Below are 25,445 nucleotides of genomic sequence, written 5' to 3' on the forward strand. Positions count from 1 at the left end.
CTCAACCTCATACGAATATGTCCCCTAGGGTTCCGCGGCGCCAAGCGCGCCGGCCTGGTCCGAGAGGGGGCTCACGGCCCCGTTGCCGTGCCACGGAAGGACAAAAGCCTGGGAGATGCTGTCGGATCAGCATGCTCCCGGGCTTTTTTGTTTGGACGCATGCTGAACCGACAGGATGAGGAAAACCACAGAGGAGGACAATCACATGAAAGACTGGTGGAAAATCATCGTCGCGGCCATCTTCGAAGTCGGCTGGGTGATCGGACTCAAGCACGCGGACAGCGCACTGGATTGGGCCGGCACCGCGGTGGCAATCTATGTAAGCTTTTATCTGCTCATCGTCGCCGGGCGCACACTCCCGGTCGGCACCGCCTATGCCGTCTTTGTCGGACTCGGCGCGGCAGGCACCGTCATCGCTGAGATCATCCTGTTCGGCGTGCCGGTCAATCCGGCCAAACTGATCCTGATCGCCGTCCTGCTTGCGGGTGTCGTCGGCCTGAAGTTCGTAACGGATCAAGGAGGGGAAAAAGAATGGCATGGCTCTCACTGATCGCCGCCGGCCTGTTTGAAACAGCCGGCGTCATGACCATCAACCGCCTCAACGAGCAACGCAATGCCCAATCGCTCCTGCTGTTGCTCGGCGCATTCGGTGCCAGCTTCATTTTGCTCGCCTACTCCATGGCATCCATCCCGATGTCGACCGCCTACGCCATCTGGACCGGCATCGGCGCATCCGGTGGGGCGCTGGCGGGCATGTGGCTTTATGGGGAGTCCAAGGACTGGCGCCGGGTGCTGTTCATCTTGATGATCCTTGGGGCCGCGGTCGGGCTGAAACTGGTGGAATGATGTGGCAGTTGCTTAGTAAAGGTTCTTCCATTTTATTTCCTCTTTCAAGTATAATGGAATTAAAAAAAGGGGGCGGAGTCATGGAAGCAGCAAGTCCGATAAACGAGAAAGCCATAACCGGCGAGGAGGAGTTGCTGTACCTTTATGTCGGGGAAAAGGCGGACGTGTACGAGCGGAAATGGAAAAAAGGCCGCCTTTCATGGAACTGGGCAGCATTTATCTTCGGGCTCTTCTGGCTCGGGTATAGGAAGATGTACGTCCCGCTCCTCGTCATCCTTGGCGTTTTCCTGCTGTTTGATGTGGCGGCCTATTTGATGGGGGACTTCGAGGCGAGTTGGGATTTCGGCATCGGATTCGTGGTTTCCGTGGTCCTGGGAATGGGCGGCAACCAGCTCTACCGCCAGGACGCCGAGCGCAAAATCTGGAAAATCCGGACCAGTCACCGGCCGGAGCATGTGGAAACGGCTGTGATGAAGAAGGGCGGAGCGGGCTTCGTCAGCTTCTTGCTCGGTTTCCTGCTTTTCGCGGCGTACGGATTGATCTCAGGGGCGATTTCGGTTTTCATGGAATTCATGTATCTCTGAAAAGAGGGCGTCCGCCCTCTTTTTTTCGTCCTTATCCGGTCATGAGCCCACAACAAAAGCGCCCGCGAAATGCGGACGCTTGTAGTCAGAGCCCCGGCAGGATGCCGCTGAACAGGCTCAGGATATAGACCATGGTAAGTGCGGTGAGCCCGGCAATGAAGCCGCCGAGCGACCAGGCCTGGATTGTTTGAGGGATGGTGAGCCCTCCGAATTTATTGACGACCCAGAAGCCGGAGTCGTTCGGCAGGGAGAGCCCGATTGCGCCTGCGCAAATGGCGAGCCCGAGAAGGATCGGCGAAGCACCGAGTTCTGCAGCCATCGGACCCATGATTGATGAAGTCGTGACCAGAGCGACCGTCGCCGAACCGAGAGAGGCCCGGAGAATCTGGGCAAAGATAAACGCCAGGACGAGAACAGGGATGCTCCAGCCTTGCATCGTCTCAATCAGATGGTCGCCAATGCCGCTTTGGTTGATGACCGCGCCAAACGCACCACCGGCACCTGTAACGAGAATGATCATCCCGGCCGATTCGATCGCTTCATCATAAAGGTTCTTGTAAGAGACATTTATGTATGGCTTCAGAACGATGATTGCAACAAGCACACTGATAAAGAGCGCGACGTTCTTGTCCCCGATAAATCCAAGAATGCTTGATAGTGTGGAGCCTTCTTCGAGCCATATCTGTGTGATCGTGTTCAGGAGGATCAGGACGATCGGCAGGGCAAGCATGAAGAAAGAGAGCCTAGTGGAAATTTCCTTTTTGTAGGCTACCGCTTCCTCCTGGACCAATTCTTCTTCAACGACCGTACCAGGAATCCGTTTCCCGATGAACGACCCGTACAGGAAACCGCCGACCAGGGCCGCCGGAATGGCACAGATCAGCCCGTACACGATGAACAGACCGAGGTCCGAACCGGTGTTTTCCGCGACAACCATCGGGCCTGGAGTTGGGGCGATCATGCTGTGGGAAACGATCAGTCCGATGCCCAATGCGGTAACGAATGTAACGATTGAAATACCGGTCCTGCGGGACAGGCTCCGCACGAGCCCGCTCAGGATGACGAACGCCGCATCAAAGAATACCGGAATCGAGACGGCGACGCCTGTCAGGGACAGGCCTGCAGCCGACCGCTTCACCCCGAACAGCTTCAGGACGGCACCGGCAATTTTCTCGATTGCCCCGGACGCACCGAGAAAATTGCCGAAGATGACGCCCAGGCCGATCAGGATGCCGACACCGACTAGCGTGTTCCCGAAGCCTCCGGCAACGACGCCCGGAATGTCCGCGAGCGGGAATCCGAGGGCAAGCGCGGCGGCAAACGCGACTGCGATCAGCGAGATGAACGGGTCCACTTTCAGTTTGAGGATCATGAAAAACAGGGCCGCAAGCGACAGGAGGAAGATGACAATTAGCAGATTGCCGGTGACCATATGGGTACCTTCTTTCTATTAGGACTCCAGCCGTGCGACGACTGTTTTTAGTGTATCGGCATCCCCGACGTTGCCTGGGAAGATGATATAAGGGATTTCGGGAAAGACGCTTTCCTGTCCGGTTTTCCAGACAGGGACGCCCGGTGCTGCCTGGCCGATCACCTCGGCCTTTTTGACGCCGAGCCCCTTCGTGCCGATATCGCTCGAAGTGATTCCGCCTTTTGCAATGACATAGGCCGGCTGAGGGGCGCAGTTCCGGACGAACGTCGTCACTGCTTCCGAGATTTTAACAGACTGGGCCAGTTCCTCTTCACGGCGGCCTTCACCGAGGTCAAGCCGTTCACGGGAGGTATACACGCAGACAGAGGTGCCTTCAGCAATGCTTTCATTGACCGTGTTCTGGATTCGCTCAATCTCTTCGGCAAACTGTTCCTCATCCGCAACGAGCTTCACCCGGAATTCGATAAAACGGATCGAGTCGAGCGTTTTTAATTGTTCGAGCTGCTCGGTCGTCTTTTTTACATGGGAGCCGACGATGATGAGGCCGCCGTTGCCTTCGGACCCTGTTAGGAGCTCTTCTTTCGTGAGGATCGGTTTGGACGGCACATCGCCGATCACTTTCGTGAATGCGGCAGCCGTCCTGAAAATGAACCGCTTGCCGCGTTTGATCGACCGCAGCAGGGCGATTGAAAATGCGCGAACATCTTCTTCGTCCACTGCATTGACGACCATCTTGCCAAAGCCGGTCATGGACATAAGCTGATCTGTAATGGAATCCAGGTCAAGCGCCCGGAGTTCATCAAGCGTGACGGACAGGACGTCTTCGGATTTGAATGCACCGCCCGTCTTTTCTTCTACATAATCCTTCAGATCGCTGCTTTTGTATCCGAACATGCGGTCCTTCGCAAATTCGGTTTCACCTGCCGGTACATAGTTGTCGCCGGACTTCACATAGTGTACATCACCGATCGTCTCGCGGCCTCCCTCCTTGAAGAAGGGAAGCAGGATCTCCCCGTCAATGGCTTCCGGCAGGTTTTGTTCCAGCGTGTTCCGCAACGTTTCGGTTTCCAGAGGATAATGTCCCCGGAGCGTGGAGTCGCCGCGGCTGATGATCAGGAAGGGGTTGCCGGTCTCCTTCGCGACGCGGGCAATCCGTTCTGCGATGTCCTGGTGCACCTGTTTGGTTTGTTCTTCCGAAAACGCCCGGGAATTCGTCAGGATAAACGCCATCTGGCGCTTTTCCGCGAACACGGCGCGGATCGTCTCTTCCGACCAGTCGGTGAAGACCGGAATGTTGTGTACGGTCTGGACGCCGGTCGGATCGTCATCCAAGACGATAAGTTTATGGTCAAACGATGACCGCTCTTCTTTCCAGAGCTGTTCAAGCTCCGGCCCGTATGAGGGCAGTTGTTCTGCGATTTCTTTCGGTGTTGCCAATTTATTTCCCGCCTTTCGGCACTTCGTAGTTCGCAAGGTTTTCATAATACTGGATCAGTCCTGAATGGTCATCCGTCGCATGCCCGTTCGCCTTGAGGGAATGGAACATTTCCAGAACCTGTGAGGTGAGCGGCATAGGCGTGCCGAGCTCGCGGGCTGCATTGTACACGTTCGTCAGATCCTTCAGGTTGATGTCGATCCGGCCACCCGGCTCGAAGTTTCGTTCCAGCACCATCGGGATCTTGGCATCGAGCACTGCGCTGCCGGCAAGTCCGCCTTTGATCGCTTCATACATCTTGCCGATATCGACACCGGCCTTGGAGGCGAGGATGACCGCCTCGGACATGGCGGCAATCGTCACGTTTACAAGGATCTGGTTCGCGAGCTTCGTAGTGGAACCGCTGCCGGTGCCGCCGACATGTGTCACTTCGGAACCCATCGCTTCAAATACGGGACGGACAGCCTCAAAAGCAGTCTCATCTCCGCCTGCCATGATGGCCAGAGTGCCATCAATTGCCTTCGGCTCGCCGCCGGAAACTGGGGCGTCGATAAAGCGGATGCCGTACTCCTTTAGACGCTCGGCACATTCCACGGAATCCACGGGGGAGACGGAGCTCATGTCGACGACAATCGCGCCTTCCTTTGCCGATTCCGCTGCACCGTTCCCGCCGAACAGGACACTTTTCACGATCGCCGCGTTCGGCAGCATCGTGAAGATGATGTCTGTGCCGGTTGCCGCCTCACGCGGAGAAACTGCTTCCTCGGCACCGGCTTCCGCCAGGAGTTTCCGCGCTTCTTCATTTAGATCAAAGGCCTTTACCTGAAAGCCCGCTTTTACAAGATTCAATGCCATGGGACGGCCCATAATACCGAGCCCGATAAATCCGATTTTCATATGAGTATAACCTCCTGAAGAGAAAACAACTGAAGTATGAGTCATAATTTCCATTGTAGTGTACTATAAGTTTTCAGTCTTGTATACATTTTATTAGAAAGCGTATACAAGAAAATATTGTATGATAGGAAGAGAGCGAAATGAGGAAAGGGGCGGGAAAGGCTGATGAAATCCGGAGGTGCAGCACAAACGCTTGCCTACGAAAAAATTCGTGAACAGATTGTCACCGGAGTTTATCCGGGCGGGACGAAACTGATTGAAGAGCGCCTGGCCGAAGAAATCGGCGTGAGCCGTACTCCAGTCAGGGAAGCCATCCGCAGACTTGAACAGGAAGGCCTTGTCCGCCGCAAAAAAGTCTTTAAACCTAGCGCAAAAGAACTGCGTGATCACTTTAGGATGCGCATCCTCATCGAAGCGCATGCAGCCAAAATGGCAGCCGTTTACATGATGGACGAACATTTGGAAGATCTGAAAAAAACGGTCGTGGAGGCCCGGGAAAACACCGGTGACTCCGCCGCTGTCGTCAAGGAGAACAAACGGTTCCACGACCTCATCGTCAGAGAAACACGGAACCCGGTGATGATTGATACCGTCAACCGCATGCAGTCCATCATCTACCTGTTTAGCCGTGCGGTCGTCATCAACAAGCGACCCGGCCTTCTAGATGAACACGCCGCAATCTGTGATGCTATTTCCGCACGAGACGCGGAAAAAGCGGGCCGGCTGATGGAGGAACATCTGGAAGCGGACTTGGAATTTACGTTGTCTATTGTAGGTTGGGAAGAATGAAGGCGGTAACGGGAAATGAAACTGGTGGAATAACCGATCTCCCTTGCGGAGCGCTATATGTCTGGTATAGTAGAAGCCGTGTGTGGCTGACACGTTTCGATGATTTTCATGGCCTTTCGTCCTATTTAGGTTTGAAACACAATATGTTAGGCTATATGAGCGTTAACAACACTATATATTGTAGTCACGATGGGTTGGTACCGATCGCGGTTTAATAGGGAATCCGGATAAAAGCCGGAGCTGTCCCCGCAACTGTGAGCGCCGACGACCGCCGAACAAGCCACTGCAGCGATGCTGCGGGAAGGCCGGCGGAAGAGAGAAGCGCGAGCCAGTAGACCTGCCGCCCATCGCAAGCGACACTTTCTTCGGGGGTTGAGAGGTGGAAGCGAACGGGCGCCGGCCATTCATATCTTTCATTTATCCTTTTATTCATCCCCCGGCCCCGATCCTCCATTACCCACACGCCAAAAAGCGGAAGCCCCGCCGAAGAATCTTCTTCGGACGGGGCTTTTGCGCGTTTTCTGAAGGGAGTGCTTCGAAGTTTTGGGCGAGTGCTTCGAAATCACTCGCGAGTGCTTCCAACATCCGGTCGAGTGCTTTGAAAGCCGGAGGAGGTCCGTTCCTTCACTTTAAGTGACGCGGACTCACCCGGGCGCCACTTCGAAACACTCGAGGCCATTTTAAACGCACTCACGTTCCTTTTCGAAGCACTCGCGCACCACTTGAACGCACTCGGATCCCACGCACCCATCAAAAGGAGGAATTCCCATGGTCACCACCAAACCGACAGATCAGCTCGACATCCTCACCGCGCTAGAACAGGAATTCACGTCAGAGAAAATCGCCCCGCTCCGCCGCGCAGCTGAAGGCTATAGCGGCCCGTCCCTCACGCAGCACCTGATCCGCTCGGCGCTCGGCCGCGTGGACGAATCGGAAACATACTGGACGGATGTTGCGGCGCGCGTGTTGCTTGCCCAACTGTACCGCGACCAGCAGGAGCGCCGCGGCAACGAAGACGTCTACAGCGATTTCGCGCGCCATGTCCGCACGCAGGTCGAAGCCGGCTTCTACGCGCCCGCGCTCACCGAACAATACACCGATCGCGAATTGGATGAAATCGGCACGTTCCTCGACCCGTCACGTGACCGGCTGTTCACGTACACCGGTCTGAAAACGCTCACCGACCGCTACGTGGCGACAGATTTCAATAAACAGCGGGTCGAGCTGCCGCAGGAGCGATGGCTCGTGATCGCCATGACCCTGATGAGAAATGAAACCGAAGACCGCCTCGGGAAAATCAACGAAGCCTACTGGGCGCTCTCCAATCTCTACATGACTGTCGCAACACCGACTCTTGCGAATGCAGGGAAGCCGCACGGCCAGCTGTCATCCTGCTTTATCGACACTGTCGACGATTCGCTTCAGGGCATCTACGACTCGAACACCGACATCGCGAACCTGTCCAAATACGGCGGCGGAATCGGCGTCTATATGGGGAAAGTCCGCTCCCGCGGCGCCGCGATCCGCGGATTCAAGGGCGCGTCATCCGGCGTGCTTCCGTGGATCAAGCAGCTAAACAACACCGCGGTATCCGTCGACCAGCTTGGCCAGCGCCAGGGCGCGGTCGCCGTCTACCTCGATGTCTGGCATAAGGATATCCTCACGTTCCTCGACCTCAAGCTGAACAACGGAGACGAGCGCCTTCGCGCCCATGACATCTTCACCGGCGTCTGCCTGCCGGACCTTTTCATGGAACAGGTCGAGGCGCGCGGCGAGTGGCATCTGTTCGACCCTCACGAAGTTCGCGCCGTCATGGGCTGGTCGCTTGAGGATTTCTACGATGAATCCTTCGGTGCCGGCTCGTTCCGCGAGCGCTATGCCGACTGCGTCGCGCACCCGGATATCCATTCTGAAAAAGTGCCGGCGATCGATATCATGAAGCGAATCATGCGCAGCCAGCTCGAGACGGGCGTGCCGTTCATGTTTTACCGCGACGAAGTCAACCGGATGAACCCGAACAAGCATGAAGGCATCATCTATTCGTCCAATCTGTGCTCGGAAATCGCCCAGAACATGAGTGCGACAAGCGCATCGCAGGAAGTGCTGGAAGACGGCGTCATCGTCAGCCGCCGCACCCCGGGCGACTTTGTCGTCTGCAACCTGTCCTCCATCAACCTCGGGAAAGCCGTTCCGGCGGGCGTCCTCGGCAGGCTGATCGATATCCAGGTGCGCATGCTCGATAACGTCATCGACCTGAACCAAATCCCTGTTCTGCAGGCGCAAGTGACGAACCGGCGCTACCGGGGCATCGGCCTCGGCACATTCGGCTGGCACCACCTGCTGGCGCAGAAAAGCATCCAATGGGAGTCGGAAGAGGCCGTCGAATTCGCTGACAAGCTGTATGAGGACATCGCCTACTATACAATCCGAGCCTCAGCGAAGCTGGCTGGGGAGAAGGGCGGGTATCCGCTTTTCTCCGGGTCGGACTGGCAGACCGGAGCGTTTTTCGAACGCCGCGGATATAAAGGCGAACGGTGGGAGGCGCTCCGTGAGAAAGTCGGACAAAGCGGCGTCCGCAACGGCTACATGATGGCTGTCGCACCGAACTCCTCGACCTCCGTCATCGCGGGCTCGACCGCATCGATTGACCCGGTCTTCAAGCCGTTTTATCACGAGGAAAAGAAAGACTATAAACTTCCGGTCGTGGCACCGGATCTCGATCACCGGACCTACGACATCTACCGCCGCTCCGCCTACATCGTCGACCAGCGCTGGAGCGTCCGGCAAAACGCCGCCCGCCAGCGCCACATCGACCAATCAATCTCATTTAACCTGTACGTCCCGAACACGATCCGTGCCAGTGTGCTGCTGGACCTCCACCTCCAGGCATGGAAATCGGGCCTGAAGACGACCTACTACACCCGCTCCACCGCAAGCGACATTGAAGAGTGCGAGTGGTGCGAGTCGTAAAGGTGGGACAGCGGGTGAGTGTTAAGCAACTCCGGGCCCTGTCAGAGGAGGGAAGACGATGAGATTTTTGATCGCCTATGCCACCTATAGCGGCAACACGAAAGAAGCGGCGGAACTGATCGCCGACTTCCTTGAAAAAGCGGGACATGCCGTCGGTTTTCATTGGATTGGCGCGGAGCGTACACCTGACATCGCACATTTTGACGCGCTAATATTAGGCTCATTTACCTGGGCGGAAGGCAGCGTTCCCGAGGAAGTAAAGGATTTTATCCTGGATGTCGGCTACAAGCCGCCAAACACTTTCATTTTCGGGACCGGCGATACCCAATTTGGCGGCGACGCGCTGTTCTGCAGGGCCGCCGTCAAGCTCGCACGATTTTACGAGTCCCCGCTGCCGCCGCTCAAGATCGAGCAGAGCCCGCGCGGCGGGCAGGAGGAAGCAGTCCGGGCATGGACGTCCCGTGTAGAAGAGCGTGCAGGCGCCGGAATCCGGATGTCCAATTGAGCGCTCGCTCGACCCAATTTGTTGCACACCAGAAAGGAGCCACACCCATGACCACACAATCCACCGATCTGCTGACTCGCGTGAAGGTGCTGGACCCGGTCAATCCGAACCGGGCGACGGCGATCTTCGGCGGGGAGGCAAGCGGCATCCTGAACTGGAATGACCTGAAGTATCCGCACTTTTATAAGCTCCGCCAGCGGATCCGGTCCCTGTTCTGGACGGCCAATGAGGTCGACATGACACAAGACGTGAAGCAGTTTCCGAACCTCTCCCAAAACGAACAGGATGCGTTCCTGAAAATCATCGGCCTGCTCGCAACGCTCGACGGGCCCCAGACGGACGTCGCGGCAAAGCTTGCCCATTACGTGACGGATCCTTCCGTCAAATCCCTTTTCGCGACGATCGCGGACCAGGAAAGCGAGCACAACCACAGCTACGCATATGTGCTGAGCTCGGTCACGACGTTCGACAATCAGGTCCGTTCCTTTGAGACCGGGCGGCACGATCCGGTCCTCCTGAAACGGAACGAGCGGATCGCCGAAGTGTACAATGATTTCGCGACCGATCCGACCACCCAAAACGCGCTCAAGGCGATGGTGTACACGACGCTTCTGGAAGGTCTGTTCTTTTATTCCGGCTTTGCGTTCTTCTATAACCTCGCCCGCAACGGGAAGATGGTCGGCACGTCGACGATGATCAGCTACATCAACCGCGACGAGCTCGAGCACGGGAAGGCGATGAGCGATGTGTTCCGCGCAGCGATGGGGGAAAATCCGGAGCTGAACACACCTGAATTCACGGAGTGGATTTATGACGCCTACCGCCATTCGGTCGTGCAGGAAACTCTGTGGAGCCGCTATGTGCTGGATGGCGTGGACGGCATCGATTTGGAGGAGATGGAAGGCTACATTAAATACAGGGCCAATAAGATGCTGCGGATGCTTGGATTATCCGAGATTTATCCTGAACACACGGACAATCCGATGAAATGGATCCGCGCCTATGTCGACAGTTTTGACGATACAAAAACGGACTTTTTCGAGCAGACTTCCAGGCAGTACACGAAAACAAGTGACCTGAACGGGTTTGACGACCTTTAAATCATAAAGCTGCTGGGAAGCATCATGCTTCCCAGCAGCTTTCTTAAATTCATTTGCATCCGCACGATTTCCGTATAACCAAATTTGCAGGCAACTCTATATGTTTGACGTTTCCGGGGTTTTCAATTCTATCGAGCAGAATGTCAAATGCGATGCGGCCAATCTGTTCCGGTGGCTGAACGATATTTGTGACTGGTGGATCGATGATTTCTGCCGAGGGGAAGTCCCCAAAGCCGATAATGGCCACGTTATCCGGTATACGGAGTTTCATCTCTTTCAATTTGGAAATCGTCCCGATGGTCATCAAGTCATTCAAGATAAACAATGCGGAAATTTGCCGGCATCTCTTCAATAGTTTTTCGACTGCAAGCGCAGCACCTTTTTTCGTGGCGGCACCCAACTCCAGGTAATTCTCGTTGAACGGTACCCCGTAAGCTTCCAATGCGTCCCGGTAACCCCGAATCCGGTCGTTGGTTGTGGAAACATCAGGAACACCATATATGATTCCGATTTCCCGGTGGCCATGTTCCAGCAGGTGAAGCGTCGCATCATATCCTGTCTGATAGTTATCTCCAGTCACTCTCGGAGTATTTTTGACGACAGGATGGTGGCGGTTGACTAAAACAATCGGAAAGCCCGCCTCCGTATATTCATTTAAGTACTCCAGGTCACTTGAAGTTGGGGATAGGATGATTCCATCCACCATATTCGAATGGAGTACATTGATGGTCTTCTTTTCGTAGAGAATATTCTCATTTGTGTTCACGAGCATCAGATGATAACCCATCTCCCTGGCTCTCTCTTCCACGCCGTAGGTCATTTCGGAAACGAATGTATCCGGCAAACTTGAGACGACAAGCGCTGCGGTCATTGTTTTTTGCTGTTTCAATGTTTTTGCAGCCTGATTCGGCATGTAATTATATTTCCTTACCACACCCATCACTCTGGAATGGGTTTCTTTCGATATTTGTTTAGTGCCATTGATCACATGGGAAACGGTCGCCACTGATACATTGGCTTCTTTCGCGATTTCCTTCATGGTCATCTTCACGACTGATCCCCCTTGGTTAAACCGTTAACGTGATAACATTCTATCCCTTCCACCATGGATATTCAATTCAGCATGTACATCTGTGAAAACCGGGAATAAAGAATCAATTTTCAAAAAACTGTTGACGGTAAAACGCTTACAAGATAGTATTAAAACTAACAAAAGAGGTTAAACGTTTAACCGGAAAACCTCAAAAGGAGGATTCAAATGGTCAATCTTACTGCTAGCCAAGAAAAGGTCAACTTAATCAAAGAAAAAGCAAAACTGTCTCGACTGGAAACAATCCGTCTAATTTCACTTGCAAAGAGCGGGCACTACGGATCGTCGTTCTCGTGCTCAGAAATTTTTGCAACGCTTTACTATTACGTGCTCCGCTATGATCCAAACAATCCGAAGTGGGAGAATAGGGATCGGTTTGTCATGGGGAAAGGGCATTCAGCTGTCGGGGTATACCCGCTTCTGGCAGATGTCGGTTTCTTCCCCAAGGAAGAGCTGGACACGTACACTGAAGTTGGCAGTGCGTTCGGCGACCACCCAGACATGAACAAAATCAAGGGAATCGACTTTAGCTCCGGTTCTATAGGGCACGGTTTGTCAGTCGGTGTGGGAATGGCACTTGCCGCTCGTCTTGACAGCCTCGATTACCGGACATATATCCTAATGGGAGACGGAGAGCTTCAAGAGGGGCAAGTATGGGAAGCGGCAATGAGCGCGCCTAACTTTAAGCTGGGGAACTTGGTGGCTATCGTCGATAACAACAAAGTCACCGTGGATGGGGTAACAGCTGAGAATATGAGCATCGAACCAATCCGCGACAAATGGGAAAGCTTCGGCTGGAATGTTATCGATGTGGACGGCCATGATATCGAGGCGTTGATCAGGACATTCGAGAACTTGCCTTCACCCGATACGGATGTACCGACAGTGATCATCGCAGATACCGTTGCCGGCAAAGGCGTCTCGTTCATGGAAAACGGTTATGAGTGGCACGTTGCCAATCTGGGAGAAGACGATAAGATCAGAGCCATCAATGAAATAAAGGAGATGAACTGAGATGACGACTTTCCATAAAGACACATGGGAGCTATATAAAAGTACTGAAATGGCAAAACAGTTGACCGCGGGAGAGACCTTGGCCAAGCTTGGCGATGACCATCCGGAAATCGTTGCACTCTGTGCGGACCTCGGAAAACCGACACGGCTCTGGGATTTTGGGGCAAAGTACCCGGACCGCTTCTTCAATTTCGGAATTGCAGAGAAAAACATGGTCACAGCGGCCGCCGGGTTGGCAAGCACAGGGAAGATCCCGTTTGTCGCGACGTATGCATCGTTCCTGGGCATTCTGGCGGCCGAAAATATCCGGACAGCGGTTGCATATCCAAATTTGAATGTCCGTCTAATCGGGACACATACCGGAATTGCCATGGGCTTTTACGGGTCTTCCCACCACGCAACGGAAGACATTGCCATTACCCGGTCAATGGCAAATATGACGGTCATCTCCCCAGCAGATGGTGTTGCTATGGCGGAAATGGTGGAGGAATCAGTAAAGACTTATGAAGGGCCTATCTACTTTCGTGTCAGCCGCGGACGGGAAGAACAGGTATACACGAAAGACCCTGCCAAAGTCCAAAACAGGATTGGTAAGGCAAACATTCTGCGCAAGGGTTCCGATCTGACCATCATCGCCTGCGGCATCGAAGTTCATGAAGCACTTCAGGCGGCTGAACAGCTTCAGGACAAGGGTATTTCAGTCAGGGTGATTGATATGCATACTATTAAACCAATGGACAGGGAAGCGGTACTGAATGCAGCACGGGAGACGGGAGCGATCCTGACCGTCGAGGAGCATAATGTCATGGGCGGTCTTGGCAGCGCGGTGGCGGAAGTGCTGATGGAATCCGGAGTGAACTGCAAGTTCAAGCGTCACGGCTTCTACGATGAATACTCACTGATCGGCAAGCCTTATTACCTGTACCAGCATTACAAGCTGGACGGTAAGGGAATTGCCTCGGTCGCTGAGGAACTGCTGAACAACTAATAACCCGGCAATCAGAGAAGGGACCGGCAGTCTGGAAACTTCTCTGATTTGTGCATTTGTAGATGAGGAGTGGAGTACATGAATTTCGAGAATAGAGTAGCACTAATTACAGGGGCGGCTTCCTTGGAAGGAATCGGCATGAGCATAGCACGCCAGCTCAGCAAACGGGGGGCAACTGTGGTACTTGCGGATATCAATAAGAACGGTGTTGAAGCAGGTGCCAATGAGATTGAAGGTAAAGGAGGGAAAGCTTACGCAGTCCAATTGGATGTGACTGATCAAAAGCAGGTGCAAAGTGTTGTCGAAGAGATGGTCGAGAAAGTAGGCAAAATTGATATTGTTGTTAACAATGCAGGGGTTTCACGGCCTTCGCGAGTCCAAGAGATTACACAAAATGAATGGGATCTTGTACTCAACGTAAACTTGAAAGGCCCATTCTTACTGACACAGGCTGTCCTTCCATATATGAAGGAAAACCGATATGGAAGAATCGTTAACTTAAGTTCGGTGTCCGGTAAGCGCGGAGGCGGTGTATTCGGGGGATCTCATTATTCCGCTGCTAAGGCTGGCCTCACCGGTTTCACGAAAGCAGTTGCTAGGGAAGTCGCAAGTTATGGGATTACATGCAACACGGTTGCGCCGGGCTTAATTGGCGGAACGGATATTACGGGAGGGCTGATGACCGAAGAAATGGAACAGGCGATTAAGCTTGACATTCCAGTGGGCCGTCTTGGACAAGTGGAAGACGTATCGTATGCCATCTCATTCCTCGCATCTGAAGGAGCAGGATACATTACCGGGGAAGAACTGGACATCAATGGCGGATCACATATCGACTAAAAGGGCTATTTGCCCTTTGCTCTAGTTTGTAAGCGCTACCATTCAAGGTGAGCCATGAAAAGAGGAGGGATTGAATGAAGCTTATCCGGTTTATCGCACTAACAGGTGTGTTTTTACTTGCAGGAAGCCTTCTGTATATCATATTCGCTTCCGGTAAAGTGGCCAATTCGAATGATGACAAAATCACAATCCGGTTTGGGCATGGAGCTGCCGAGACGAATGAGCGGCATCTGGCAGTCATGAAATTTAAGGAATTGGTGGAGGAACGGTCGGACGGCAACATTGAGGTTCTCGTGTACCCGAACGAGTTGCTTGGTTCGGAGGGGGAAATGATTGAAAGCGTTACGCTGAATGACCTTCAGATGGTTGCTGCCAGTGCTTTCAGTCAGTATGACCAGCGGATCAGCGTATTCGAGCTTCCGTACCTTTTTGACTCACACGAAGAGGCGTGGAACACGCTTGACGGAGAGCTGGGGGATGAAGTCGGCAGCTATCTACTGGATCACCATTTAAGAGTCCTCGGTTATTTCGAAAATGGATTCCGCCACATCACCGCCAATAAACCTATTGAACGTCCTGATGATTTGGCTGGATTAAAAATCAGGACGCCAGAATTCCCAATATCCCTGACCACCTTCCAGGCGCTCGGGGCAAGCCCTACACCAATGGCGTTCGGAGAATTGTACATGGCCTTGCAACAGAAAACCGTAGACGCCCAAGAGAACCCGGTGCCTAATATCTATGCCAATAAGCTCTACGAGGTTCAAGATTACCTAATTATGTCCGGACATCAGTACAGCTCAGTGCCGGTTGCGGTGAATGAGGAATTCTGGCAATCCCTATCTCCTGAAACACAGAACCTTTTGCAAACTACAGCAAAGGAAGTGGCGCAATACCACCGGGACCTTGTTTTAGAGAATGAACAAGCGATGATTCAAGAGCTGGAAGAGGCCGGAACCATTATCCTTACACCTGATACAGAGCCATTTAGAAAAAAAGCAGAACCAGTTTACGATTCATTCAGGAAACGGTTTGGAGAGGACTTGGTCAATCGCGTACTTGATGCTGTTGCAGTAGAAAGGATTCGGTGAATAAGGGGGGTGAGAAAAATGAACGTACTCAAATGGCTTGATAAAAACTTGGAAGAATATCTGTTAATGTTCCTTAGTGTTTTCACTGTTGTCGTCATCTTCTCACAGGTTGTGATGCGGTATTTGTTCAACAATTCCCTAACATGGTCTGAAGAGATTGCTCGCTATGCGTTCATTTGGATGATCTATATAGGTGTCAGCTATGGGGTAAAGCGAAACGCCCATCTTGCAGTCGATATCCTTCCGATCATGTTTAAGGAAAAGGGGAAATTGGTGTTTGCGATCATTGCAGATTTCTTCTTCCTCATATTCACGATCATTGTCACCATTTATGGATTGGATATCATTGCCAAGATTACGAGGGAGTCGGCTGCACTTGAAATTCCGATGAGCTATGTATATACGGCACCTGTTGCGGGGATGGGCCTCACAATTATCCGCCTGCTCCAGCGGTTCGTGCTCCATTATAAAGTGCTGAGGCAAGGCAAAGCGATAAAGCAGAAGCACACCCTCGGCTGGAAGGGTGAGGCTGCATGACAGCAACGGCATTCATTCTTTTCGGGAGTTTTTTCTTGTTCATGCTTTTGTCTGTTCCAATCGGGATTTCACTAGGACTGTCCGGAGTCGTGACCGCGCTCTATTCCACAAACATTTCCATAACATTCCTAACGCAAGGTTTGGTGACTTCAACTGATAATTTTGCACTGATGGCTGTCCCGTTTTTTATTCTTGCCGGTGAGATTATGGGAAAAGGAGGCATCTCAGGCCGCTTGTTTGCCCTTGCGAATGTGTTTGTCGGCAGATTCACGGGAGGATTTGCCATGGCTGCCGTAATTACCGCAATGTTTTTTGCGGCGATTTCAGGTTCCGGGCCGGCTACCGTTGCAGCAGTGGGGGGGATCATGATCCCCGCGATGGTCTCACAAGGTTACGACAAGAAATTCGCAACTGCAGTCGTCGTATCAGCGGGTTCACTTGGTATTATTATCCCTCCAAGTATTCCCATGGTGCTCTTCGGGGTGTCCGGGAATCAGTCAATCGGGGACCTATTTATGGGGGGGATTTTTCCGGGAATTTTGATGGGCTTTACAATAATAGCCTGGATTTATTTCTATTCAAAGAAGAAGAACTACAAAGGAAACAATGAGCCCTTCTCCATTAAGGAGATGTGGAGTGCGCTTTATCGGGCAAAATGGTCTCTCCTCGTCCCCATACTGATACTCGGAGGAATTTATGGAGGAATATTCACGCCGACAGAAGCGGCTGTCGTTGCCGTGGTGTATTCAGCTGTGGTCGGATTCGTTCTTCATCGCGAGCTAACAATCGCTGGTTTTAAACCAATACTTGCAGATGCTGCGCTGAATTCCGTTGTTATCCTCTTGATTATCGGAACTGCCAATACATTTGGCACAATTCTCTCTATGGAACAGATGCCAAAGGCGTTTGCCGATGCATTGCTGTCACTCTCAGATAATAAATTTACGATTGTATTGCTTCTTCTCTTGTTACTCTTAATTGTGGGCTGCTTCTTGGATACGTCTGCGGCGGTCATCATTTTCACGCCAATTTTGCTCCCGGTTGCAATTGGAATTGGGGTAGACCCGATCCATTTCGGCGTTCTCATGATTTCGGCACTGGCACTTGGATTCCTTACTCCGCCGCTTGGGGTCAACTTGTTTGTAGGTTCCGGCATATCAGGGCTGTCTGTTTCCACGATTGTAAGAGCGGTTGTACCGTTTTTCATTGTGCTGTTGATTGCGCTGATGTTTATCACATTTATCCCATCTCTATCGTTGCTACTTACGCAATGAATGAGTGCTTGAAGCATATCTGATAAAAGTTGAAATATTTCTATGATAAAAATCGTGGCAATAACCATAAAAAAATGTATTCCCTTTCATAAACTTGGACAATTGACGTGAGGGATTTGTTATAATTGCGTCAATGATAATTTGTTCAAGGGGGAGAACTGCATGGCGGCTAACGTGATGGAAGACAAAGAAGCCAAACCACAAAAAACATTTGAGGAAAGGCTCCGGGCGGTGAGTGAAGTCCTTGAAAAGAAGCGGAAAAAGGGAGCGGTCGCCCGCGAATTCGGCGTCCACCCGAACACGCTGAAAAACTGGCTTGATGCCTACGGGGAATCCGGCGAGGAGGGCCTCATCCCGAAAAAGCGCGGCCGCCAGCCGAAATCCCCGGGCATCGATCCGAACCGCCGCCTCCGCGAGCTGGAGCGAGAAGTGCGCCGGCTGCGTGAGGAAAACGACATCCTGAAGAAATTCACGTCGATGGTCGACATTAAAAAGACCGAGCGGTTTGATGCCATTCATGAAATGAAGGATGAGCATAAGGTCCGCCGGCTCTGCATGACGCTCGACGTGTCGGAAAGCGGTTATTACAACTACGTGAACCGGCCCGAAAACAAGCTGTCCGACCGCGACCGCGAAGACATCGCCCTGATGCGTCACCTGATGGAACAGGAAGATGTGCTGGATCCGGACTGGATTTTGCTTGAGCTGAGAAAAGCCGGGCGCACGATCAACCGCCGCCGCCTTCTCCGCCTTCTTGATCAGATCGACGAGGTCGAGGTGGTTGAAGTCGAAGAAGACGACCATTCCGAGGTAAAGGAAGCCGTCGCGGCCAAATAATGCTTGATCCAAACCGCCGGAATGCAGGTTCCGGCGGTTTTTCACAATGATTGAAAGGGGATGCGGGGAATGAAGAACATCTTTATTACTAGAAAGCTGCCGGAAGAGGCTGTCTCAAGACTTCGGGAAGAGTTTGAGGTGGACATGTGGCCGAGCGAGGACGAGGTTCCGCCTAAAGAGGTGCTGATTGAAAAGGCGAAGACGGCCCACGCGCTCTGGACGAATGTGGCGGACACCGTCGACAGGGATGTGATAGAAGCAGGGGAAACGCTCCAAGTGATCGCAAACCTCGCCGTCGGCTACAACAATATCGACGTCGATACGGCCAAGAAGCGGGGAATCATCGTCACCAACACGCCGGGCGTCCTGACGGAGACGACTGCCGACCTGGCGTTCACGCTCATGCTCGCGGCGGCAAGGCAGACCGGCCAGGCGGAGCGCTTCCTGCGCGAGGGCAAGTGGACGTCCTGGTCGCCGATGGGCTTCACCGGCATGGACATCTTTGGCGCCACGCTCGGCATCGTCGGCATGGGCCGCATCGGCGAAGGTGTCGCACGCCGCGCAGCGGGCTTTGACATGGACGTCCTCTACCACAACCGCACGCGCAAGCCGGAGGCCGAGTCGATGTTCGGCTTCCGGTACGCCGAGCTGGATGACCTGCTTGGGCAATCCGACTTCGTCGTCATCCTCACACCGCTCACCGACGAAACCCGCGGCATGATCGGCGAACGCGAACTCGGCCTCATGAAGGAGACCGCCGTCCTCGTCAACGCCGCGCGCGGCGGCATCGTCGACGAAGAAGCGCTCTACGAAGCCCTGAAAAACGGGGACATCTGGGCCGCCGGGCTCGACGTCTTCGAAGGCGAACCGATCGGCGCCGACCACAAACTCCTCACTCTGCCGAACGTGACCGCACTCCCGCATATCGGCAGTGCCAGCGTCAAAACGCGCCTCGCGATGATGCGCATGAACGCGGAAGACATAGAGGCGGTCTTGTCTGGCCGCACCCCTGAAAACCGGGTGGTGTAAAGATGAAGAAACTACTGGTGGCCGGGCTGGTCACACTCGCCGGCGTCCTTTTGAAGCCGAAGAAGGTACAGTCAGACCGCATCAGATAAAAGAGGAGAGACATCATGATCCAAACGAGACACATGATCGGCATTCTCGCAGTCACCCTCCTGCTCGTGGCGGCCATTCTTCTGGCCGTGCAACATTACTTCACCAAGCAGGAAATCAGCGCCCTGACCGAAGGCTGCCTGGACAACGGGGGGACAGTGGACCTCGCGATTTATAACACGTTCACCAGCTCGTATGAATTTGATTGCAAAAGCAAGTGAAAACCAACCGCTTCCCAGCAAGGTGAAGCGGGTTTTATTGGAGTGCTGATGTACTCCAAGTGTTGAGAACTGCAGGAACGTCATGGTAAAAAAGTAAATCGTCTGGTACAATATCCTTGATTTAAGGTAATAGGGGGTATTGCAAGATGAACAAAAGACTATTAGCCGCGATTTTCGGAAGTGCGATGGTGCTAGCAGCCTGCGGTGGAGAAACAACAGGATCGGACTCGTCAGAACCTGCGGAAGAGAAAGAGACCCAACAGGCTGAGGAAAAACAAACGGAGTCCGCTGCAGATGGTTTCAGCAAAGAATTTGAACAAGTGATTGTAGATAATGAAAACATCAAAGCCACGCTGACGAAAGTCGAAAAAGTGGTAGATGAGATGTGGGACGAAGAAAAAGTGGAAGTGACTTTCGAAGTGGAAAACAAGCGGGAAGATACAATTGAAGTACAAGCCCGTGAAGTATCCGCGGATGGTAAAATGGTCGATGACGCAATGCTGTCGATGAGCCAGGAAGTCTCTGGAGGCAAGCTCGCAGATGCAGTTCTAGAAATTCAGAACTATGAAGGCGACCTTCCGAAAATGGAAGACAATATCGAGATGATCCTCCACATCTTCTCTTGGGATGACATGGACTACACTGAAAATCACCCAGTTAATATTGATCTGAAATAATCTATTTAATAGAGCGCGCACTGGTTTGAATGAAAGATATCCGGTGCGCCTTATTTGTGATTGAGCAGCAATCACTCAAGGCTCATCCCCTCAGAAATCGGGTATGATAAAGGAAGACAATCAGAAAGTGGGGCGGTTACCAGATGAAAGAATGCATCACACCTTACCTAACGTTCTACGGCCGGGCAAAGGAAGCGGCCGTGTTTTATTCGGACTTGTTCGGAATGGAGAACCTCGGCATCCAAACCTACGGCGAAGCCGACTTCCCGACACCCGAAGGCGCCGAAGAATTTGTTATCCACTGCCACTTGAAGCGCGGCAACTTCCAGCTCATGCTCGCCGACTCCACCGAGCCGCAGCCGGAAGTGCCCGTTCGCAGCATCTCCCTCCTGATCGACTGCGAATCCGAAGAAGAAATCCGCCGCCTCTACAACACCCTCCTCGACGAAGGCCGCCGCATCATGGAAATCCAGGAAACATTCTGGGGCGCGCTGTATGCAAAGGTGGAGGACCGGTTCGGATTTACTTGGGATTTGAATTATTCAAAAGACCAGAAGTAAAGGTCGCAGTGTCCGGGGAGATGACAAACCGGCTCCCGACTACCGGCTGGCAATGTTGCCGCGGCGATTGCGGCCAATTTGGAATGACCCCCGCTCACTTCCCGGATGGGAGGTGGCGGGGTTTTTGTGTGAGTGCGAATGGCGAGACTGAGGCGCGGAATGACGAGACTGGCGCAGTGAATGGCGAAACCAAGAGTGTGAATGATGAAACCAAAGCCGTGAATGCCGAAACCATCATTTGAACCAGTGTCAATTGTGACTTTATTAACTCGGCAAAATTAAATTTTGGTATACTTCCTTGATCATTATTTAAATTCGGCATCAATAAGTGCCTCAATTTGCAATCTTTCCGAACTGAGTATTTCGCTGCTTAATGGCGTGATATGGTTTTACAAAGGGGGGATCGAGTTGGGGGTACGGCCATATCCATTAGAATTGCTGACGTTGGAATGCATGCAGCGGAGGTTATATCCGGGTCATCGGGAGTTGGTGCGGATTGCCGATCAGATCAAGAGGCTGGAAGCGGGATTCAGCGGGGAACAAAAGGTTGATCAATACTTGGAAGGATTGCGATTGCCGAGGGAATGGTGGATCCTGCGGGATATCCGTCTCAGGATTAATAAGTCACATGTCGCACAGTTTGACACGTTGATGGTGACGGATCGCGGAATCGGAATCATTGAGTCAAAACTGCTCAGAGGGACACTTCGCTACCAGGAGAACCCCCGCAGGCTGGAACGCATCGAGGAAGACGGTTCGATTCTTACGTTCGACTGCCCGATCATCCAGCTTGAAAATCAAAAGGAAGGTCTAACCGAATGGCTTCGGCAAAGGGAACTGATGATGAGCGTTAAAGGCGTGGTGGCCTTTGCCGCCCGCAACACGTGGCTCGGCTTGCCTGAACATGCCCCGTTTGTCTCGGTAAAGGAATTGCCATACATCATGCGGCGGGATTTCGGGGCAACAGCCGCCATCGGCAACACCCCAGCTAGTGCAATCGTAGACCGTATCCTCCAGGAGCAGTTGGGACCGGAGTGGGTCCGGACCGATCTGCGATATGATATCCATCCTGATGACTATAAAAGAGGTCTCCTATGCGAAACCTGTCATACTATCTTGGGTTGGAAGACGATTAGGACGCTAGAATGTGCGAAATGTGGTCAACCAACGGGCAATCCGTACCAGGATGCCCTGCTGGACTGCTTCTTGCTGATCAACCCCATCATCACTACCCGGGTCTACTGTGATTTTACCGGAATTCCCTCGGTATCAACCGGACATCGGCACCTGAGCAGTTTTGAGCTGGACGTACTCGGAAGCACCAGCAAACGGGCTTTCCGGTTTGATCCGATGAGGCATTTGGCAGGAAAATCACTGATTCAGAAACGTTGCCGCTGACAGTTTCGTCATTTGTCCGTCCGGTTTCATCATTCGTTAAGCCAGTTTCATCATTCGGCCGAAAAGTTTCGTCGTTCATGTCCTGGAGGTGGATGAATGACGAAACCGCAGCCCCGAATGACGAAACCGAAGCCATGAATGACGAAACCACCGCCGCCACCGCCGCCACATTAGCCCCAATATCAAAAATCCCCCGCCACGGCAAAAGCCATAGCAGGGGATCGCATCACAACTCATTCACCCTTCGCCGCAATCGCCCGCTGAAACTCCTCCCGGATCTCCCGGAGCAGCGATTCTTCCGTAAGCAGCCGGTAGCCTGCAGCGGCAAGGGCTTTGGCGCCGCGGATGAGGGCTTCGTCGCCTACAGGAGAAGCGGAGGCTTCGCGGAATTCGATCGTGTGGCCGATCAGGTCGTCCGGCCCGATTTTGATGTGCGGATGGGCGGTCGGGACGGCGTAGCTGATGTTGCCGGCATCGGTGGAGCCTTTGCCGGAGCGTTTTTCATCGACGACGTGTTCGCCGACCGCTGACAGTTCCTGGCCGATCGCCTCGTCGAGGACGCGGTTCAGGACAAAGTCGCGGACTTCATTCTGGAACCGTTCAATCTTGACCGTGGCACCAGTTGCGAGGGCTGCGCCTTCGGCGACGGCACGGACTTTCGCGGCGACTTCCTCGGTCCGGGCCCAAGTTTCCGCGCGGATAAAGAAGCGGGCAGAAGCATAGTCCGGAATGATGTTCGGTGCGTCGCCGCCGTGCGTGATGATGCCGTGAATCCGGACATCTTTCGGCAGTTGCTGGCGAAGTGCGTTGATGCCGTTGAACAGGCCGATGACGGCGTCCAGCGCGTTGATGCCTTTTTCCGGGGAGCCGGAGGCATGCGCGGAGCGGCCATAGAAGTGGAAGTCAAGCGGGTCGACGGCGAGCGTTTCGCCGGTCGGAGCGGTCTTGGCGCCCGGATGGATCATCATGGCGACGTCGACATCCTCGAGGAAGCCATGACGGACAAAGCTTCCTTTCGCGCTGCCGTTAGGGCCGCCTTCTTCGGCCGGTGTGCCCAGGACGACCACCCGTCCGCCGGTTTCATCCAAGCGTTCCCCGAGGGCAATCGCCGCGGCGACACTGGTCGTTCCGATGATGTTGTGACCGCACGCATGCCCAAGTCCCGGGAGTGCATCGTACTCCGCCAGATAAGCGACGGTCGGGCCTTCTTTGCCGCTGTCTTTCACGGCATGGAACGCCGTTTCGTGGCCGGCGACACTCCGCTCAACCGTAAATCCCGCTTCCTCAAGCAGCTCGGACAGCCGACCGCTCGCATACACTTCCTCATTCCCGATCTCGGGGCGGGCGTGGATGTCATGGCTCACACCGATATAGCGCTCGCGGTTTGCATCAATCGTTTCCCAAATCTTCCCTCTCGCATCCTGTGCAACGGTCATTCCGGTTTCCTCCCTTAAATCACTTTTTCAGATCCTCGAATGCCTTGTCGAGTTCTTCCTGGCTAAGCTCGACGAGGATGGATCCGTCGTTCGTGTCTTCCTTGACGGCCTCGGCGATGTCTTCTTCCTGGTAAAGCTCCGCGATGCGCTTGTACGTTTCATTGTCCTTGTCCTCGCCGCGTGCCGCGATGATGTTGACGTACGGGTGGACGTTTTCGTCGGTTTCGTCTTCTACGAAGATTGCATCTTCCTTAGGGGAGAAGCCGGCCTGTCCGGCCACGCCGTTGTTGATGACCGAAGCGGCGACGTCAGGAAGGACACGCGGTGTCTGCTGGGCGGTCATCGGAAGGATTTCAAGGTTCAGCTTGTTTTCCGCAACCTTGGACGGGTCGCCGAACATGCCGAAGTCGTCTGCCAGGGTGATCAGTCCGGCACTCTGAAGAAGAAGAAGCGCGCGTGCCTGGTTCGACGGGTCGTCCGGGATGGCGACCTTGTCGCCTTCCTTCAGTTCGGAGACGTCGGAGATCTTCTCGGAATAGATACCCATCGGCGCGAACATCGTGGAACCGATCGGGACGATGTCGTTGCCGCTTTCATTAACGTACTGGCCAAGGAATGCGATGTGCTGGTAGGCATTCAGGTGGATGTCCCCTTGGGCAAGGGCATTGTTCGGAAGCGTGTAGTCGGCGAACTCGACCAGTTTGATCTCGATGCCTTCTTTTGCTGCCTTTTCCTGCAGGATCGGCCATTGTGCGCCGTCCGCGCCGTTGACGCCAATCTTCACTTGGACCGTTTCGCCGTCTTTTTCTTCTCCGCTTGCGCCGCCGCATGCCGCAAGGGCGAGGGAGGCGATGATGGCAATAGCCAGAATCCAAATTTTCTTCATCGTCATGCTCCTTTTATCAATAGTTCTTTAATTCCTCGTACGACTTGTCAAGCTGCTCCTGGCTGAGGTCAATCAGAATCGAGCCGCCGTTCGTGTCTTCTTTAACTGCCTGTTCAATGTCTTCTTCCTGGTAAAGTTCCGCGATGCGCCGGTAGGCTTCGTTGTCTTTGTCCTCGGCGCGGGCCGCGATGGTATTGATGTAAGGGATGACGTTTTCATCGTTTTCATCTTCAAGGAAGATCGAGTCTTCGACAGGGGAGAGACCCGCCTGCCCGGCAATGCCGTTATTGATGACGGAGGCTGTGACGTCCGGAAGAGCCCGCGGAGTCTGCTGTGGCGTCATCGGAATGATTTCAAGGTCGAGCTTGTTTTCTTCGATCTTCGTCGGGTCATCGAACAGCCCGAAGTCATCCGAGAGGGTCAGAAGCCCCGCGCTTTCTAGGAGGCGAAGCGCGCGTGCCTGGCTGACCGCGTCATCTGGAATGGCGATTTTGTCGCCTTTTTTCAGTTCGGAGACATCCTTGATCTTATCGGAGAACAGGCCCATCGGCGCGAACATCGTGGAGCCGATCGGGACAAGCTCATTGCCGCTTTCCTTGGAATACTGGGCGAGGAAGGCGATCGTCTGGAAGGCGTTCAGTTCAATGTCTTTCTGGGCAAGGGCGTTGTTCGGCAGCGTGTAATCTGCGAACTCGACCAGTTTGATTTCAATGCCTTCTTTAGCCGCTTTTTCTTTCAGGATCGGCCATTGTGCGCCGTCTGCGCCGTTGACGCCGATCCTCACTTCGACGGTCTCGCCGTCCGCTTTTTCTCCGCTTGCACCGCCGCATGCCGCGAGGGCGAGGGAAGCAATCAGGGCGATTGCCACAATCCAGAACTTTTTCATCGCAGTAAGTCTCCTTTTTTGGGGGGATAAGTGCGG

Annotated in this window: 26 protein-coding genes and 2 riboswitches; of the genes, 19 read left to right on the plus strand and 7 right to left on the minus strand. The window is 53.5% G+C overall.

The annotated features are described in order from the left end of the window. Positions 1 to 13 precede the first annotated feature (13 nt). A riboswitch (guanidine-I (ykkC/yxkD leader) is annotated at positions 14 to 117 on the plus strand. Positions 118 to 205: 88 nt separating this feature from the next. From KHA84_RS05200 to KHA84_RS05210, 3 genes are all read left to right on the plus strand, one after another. Continuing rightward, complete coding sequence (locus tag KHA84_RS05200) at positions 206 to 550, plus strand: DMT family transporter (RefSeq protein WP_213422475.1); 345 nt, start codon at positions 206 to 208, stop codon at positions 548 to 550. After that, complete coding sequence (locus KHA84_RS05205; protein ID WP_213422476.1) at positions 532 to 846, plus strand: DMT family transporter; 315 nt, start codon at positions 532 to 534, stop codon at positions 844 to 846. Before KHA84_RS05200 ends, KHA84_RS05205 begins: the two co-directional genes overlap by 19 nt. Positions 847 to 926: 80 nt before the next feature. Then, a complete protein-coding gene (locus KHA84_RS05210; RefSeq protein ID WP_213422477.1) occupies positions 927 to 1,430 on the plus strand; it encodes a DUF2628 domain-containing protein in 504 nt (167 codons plus the stop codon). An 85-nt stretch (positions 1,431 to 1,515) separates the two neighbouring features. On the opposite strand, the gene KHA84_RS05215 is transcribed toward KHA84_RS05210, so the two are convergent. From KHA84_RS05215 to garR, 3 genes are read right to left on the minus strand one after another with little or no spacing between them, the layout of a single operon-like run. Further along, complete coding sequence (locus KHA84_RS05215; RefSeq protein ID WP_213422478.1) at positions 1,516 to 2,862, minus strand: GntP family permease; 1,347 nt, start codon at positions 2,860 to 2,862, stop codon at positions 1,516 to 1,518. An 18-nt stretch (positions 2,863 to 2,880) separates the two neighbouring features. Beyond that, on the minus strand, positions 2,881 to 4,299 hold the full coding sequence (locus KHA84_RS05220; protein WP_236823132.1) for a four-carbon acid sugar kinase family protein: 1,419 nt from the start codon (positions 4,297 to 4,299) through the stop codon (positions 2,881 to 2,883). A gap of 1 nt (position 4,300) precedes the next feature. Beyond that, positions 4,301 to 5,194, minus strand: coding sequence for a 2-hydroxy-3-oxopropionate reductase (gene garR / locus KHA84_RS05225; protein WP_213422480.1), 894 nt, complete (start codon positions 5,192 to 5,194; stop codon positions 4,301 to 4,303). A 165-nt stretch (positions 5,195 to 5,359) separates the two neighbouring features. Here garR and KHA84_RS05230 point away from each other — a divergent pair, with 165 nt between their 5' ends. The 4 genes from KHA84_RS05230 to KHA84_RS05245 all read left to right on the plus strand — a co-directional run bounded on the left by KHA84_RS05230 (position 5,360) and on the right by KHA84_RS05245 (position 10,558). Next, entirely contained in the window at positions 5,360 to 5,983 is a 624-nt protein-coding gene (locus KHA84_RS05230; RefSeq protein ID WP_213422481.1) for a GntR family transcriptional regulator, read from the plus strand. 178 nt (positions 5,984 to 6,161) lie between these two features. Next, a riboswitch (cobalamin riboswitch) is annotated at positions 6,162 to 6,341 on the plus strand. A gap of 410 nt (positions 6,342 to 6,751) precedes the next feature. Continuing rightward, positions 6,752 to 8,953 carry a ribonucleoside-diphosphate reductase subunit alpha gene (locus KHA84_RS05235; protein ID WP_213422482.1) on the plus strand — a complete coding sequence of 734 codons (2,202 nt, stop codon included), beginning with the start codon at positions 6,752 to 6,754 and terminating at the stop codon, positions 8,951 to 8,953. Between the two features lie 58 nt (positions 8,954 to 9,011). Next, positions 9,012 to 9,458 (plus strand): flavodoxin, encoded by a 447-nt coding sequence (locus KHA84_RS05240; protein WP_213422483.1) that lies wholly within the window; start codon positions 9,012 to 9,014, stop codon positions 9,456 to 9,458. Between the two features lie 47 nt (positions 9,459 to 9,505). Further along, entirely contained in the window at positions 9,506 to 10,558 is a 1,053-nt protein-coding gene (locus KHA84_RS05245; RefSeq protein WP_213422484.1) for a ribonucleotide-diphosphate reductase subunit beta, read from the plus strand. A 49-nt stretch (positions 10,559 to 10,607) separates the two neighbouring features. Here KHA84_RS05245 and KHA84_RS05250 read toward each other — a convergent pair whose 3' ends face one another. After that, the gene (locus tag KHA84_RS05250; protein ID WP_236823133.1) at positions 10,608 to 11,597 is read right to left on the minus strand and encodes a LacI family DNA-binding transcriptional regulator; all 990 of its coding nucleotides are present in this window, start codon (positions 11,595 to 11,597) and stop codon (positions 10,608 to 10,610) included. Positions 11,598 to 11,816: 219 nt separating this feature from the next. On the opposite strand from KHA84_RS05250, the gene KHA84_RS05255 reads away from it, so the two are divergent. The 12 genes from KHA84_RS05255 (at position 11,817) to KHA84_RS05310 (ending at position 22,201) form a co-directional block, all read left to right on the plus strand. Beyond that, positions 11,817 to 12,662: a transketolase gene (locus KHA84_RS05255; RefSeq protein ID WP_213422486.1), complete on the plus strand. Its 846-nt coding sequence runs from the start codon at positions 11,817 to 11,819 to the stop codon at positions 12,660 to 12,662. A 1-nt stretch (position 12,663) separates the two neighbouring features. Continuing rightward, positions 12,664 to 13,650: a transketolase family protein gene (locus KHA84_RS05260; protein ID WP_213422487.1), complete on the plus strand. Its 987-nt coding sequence runs from the start codon at positions 12,664 to 12,666 to the stop codon at positions 13,648 to 13,650. 78 nt (positions 13,651 to 13,728) lie between these two features. Then, positions 13,729 to 14,490 (plus strand): SDR family NAD(P)-dependent oxidoreductase, encoded by a 762-nt coding sequence (locus KHA84_RS05265; protein WP_213422488.1) that lies wholly within the window; start codon positions 13,729 to 13,731, stop codon positions 14,488 to 14,490. Positions 14,491 to 14,564: 74 nt separating this feature from the next. Next, positions 14,565 to 15,581 (plus strand): TRAP transporter substrate-binding protein, encoded by a 1,017-nt coding sequence (locus KHA84_RS05270; RefSeq protein WP_213422489.1) that lies wholly within the window; start codon positions 14,565 to 14,567, stop codon positions 15,579 to 15,581. 18 nt (positions 15,582 to 15,599) lie between these two features. Further along, positions 15,600 to 16,118, plus strand: coding sequence for a TRAP transporter small permease (locus tag KHA84_RS05275; protein ID WP_213422490.1), 519 nt, complete (start codon positions 15,600 to 15,602; stop codon positions 16,116 to 16,118). Beyond that, positions 16,115 to 17,392, plus strand: coding sequence for a TRAP transporter large permease (locus tag KHA84_RS05280; protein WP_213422491.1), 1,278 nt, complete (start codon positions 16,115 to 16,117; stop codon positions 17,390 to 17,392). Before KHA84_RS05275 ends, KHA84_RS05280 begins: the two co-directional genes overlap by 4 nt. A gap of 162 nt (positions 17,393 to 17,554) precedes the next feature. Further along, positions 17,555 to 18,229, plus strand: a complete 675-nt coding sequence (locus KHA84_RS05285; RefSeq protein WP_213422492.1) for a transposase — start codon at positions 17,555 to 17,557, stop codon at positions 18,227 to 18,229. Between the two features lie 69 nt (positions 18,230 to 18,298). After that, complete coding sequence (locus tag KHA84_RS05290) at positions 18,299 to 19,258, plus strand: 2-hydroxyacid dehydrogenase (RefSeq protein WP_213422493.1); 960 nt, start codon at positions 18,299 to 18,301, stop codon at positions 19,256 to 19,258. A gap of 104 nt (positions 19,259 to 19,362) precedes the next feature. Further along, entirely contained in the window at positions 19,363 to 19,566 is a 204-nt protein-coding gene (locus KHA84_RS05295; RefSeq protein WP_213422494.1) for a hypothetical protein, read from the plus strand. 146 nt (positions 19,567 to 19,712) lie between these two features. Then, on the plus strand, positions 19,713 to 20,243 hold the full coding sequence (locus tag KHA84_RS05300; RefSeq protein WP_236823134.1) for a hypothetical protein: 531 nt from the start codon (positions 19,713 to 19,715) through the stop codon (positions 20,241 to 20,243). A gap of 143 nt (positions 20,244 to 20,386) precedes the next feature. Continuing rightward, the gene (locus tag KHA84_RS05305) at positions 20,387 to 20,803 is read left to right on the plus strand and encodes a VOC family protein (protein WP_213422495.1); all 417 of its coding nucleotides are present in this window, start codon (positions 20,387 to 20,389) and stop codon (positions 20,801 to 20,803) included. Between the two features lie 408 nt (positions 20,804 to 21,211). After that, positions 21,212 to 22,201: a nuclease-related domain-containing protein gene (locus KHA84_RS05310; RefSeq protein ID WP_213422496.1), complete on the plus strand. Its 990-nt coding sequence runs from the start codon at positions 21,212 to 21,214 to the stop codon at positions 22,199 to 22,201. A 233-nt stretch (positions 22,202 to 22,434) separates the two neighbouring features. On the opposite strand, the gene KHA84_RS05315 is transcribed toward KHA84_RS05310, so the two are convergent. From KHA84_RS05315 to KHA84_RS05325, 3 genes are read right to left on the minus strand one after another with little or no spacing between them, the layout of a single operon-like run. After that, positions 22,435 to 23,637: a M20 family metallopeptidase gene (locus tag KHA84_RS05315; RefSeq protein WP_213422497.1), complete on the minus strand. Its 1,203-nt coding sequence runs from the start codon at positions 23,635 to 23,637 to the stop codon at positions 22,435 to 22,437. A gap of 19 nt (positions 23,638 to 23,656) precedes the next feature. Then, positions 23,657 to 24,523 (minus strand): MetQ/NlpA family ABC transporter substrate-binding protein, encoded by an 867-nt coding sequence (locus KHA84_RS05320; RefSeq protein ID WP_213422498.1) that lies wholly within the window; start codon positions 24,521 to 24,523, stop codon positions 23,657 to 23,659. A gap of 16 nt (positions 24,524 to 24,539) precedes the next feature. Beyond that, positions 24,540 to 25,409 (minus strand): MetQ/NlpA family ABC transporter substrate-binding protein, encoded by an 870-nt coding sequence (locus KHA84_RS05325; RefSeq protein WP_213422499.1) that lies wholly within the window; start codon positions 25,407 to 25,409, stop codon positions 24,540 to 24,542. Positions 25,410 to 25,445: the final 36 nt, after the last annotated feature.

Origin of the sequence: Bhargavaea massiliensis (genome assembly GCF_018390575.1) — a bacterium.
Lineage (GTDB): Bacteria > Bacillota > Bacilli > Bacillales_A > Planococcaceae > Bhargavaea > Bhargavaea massiliensis.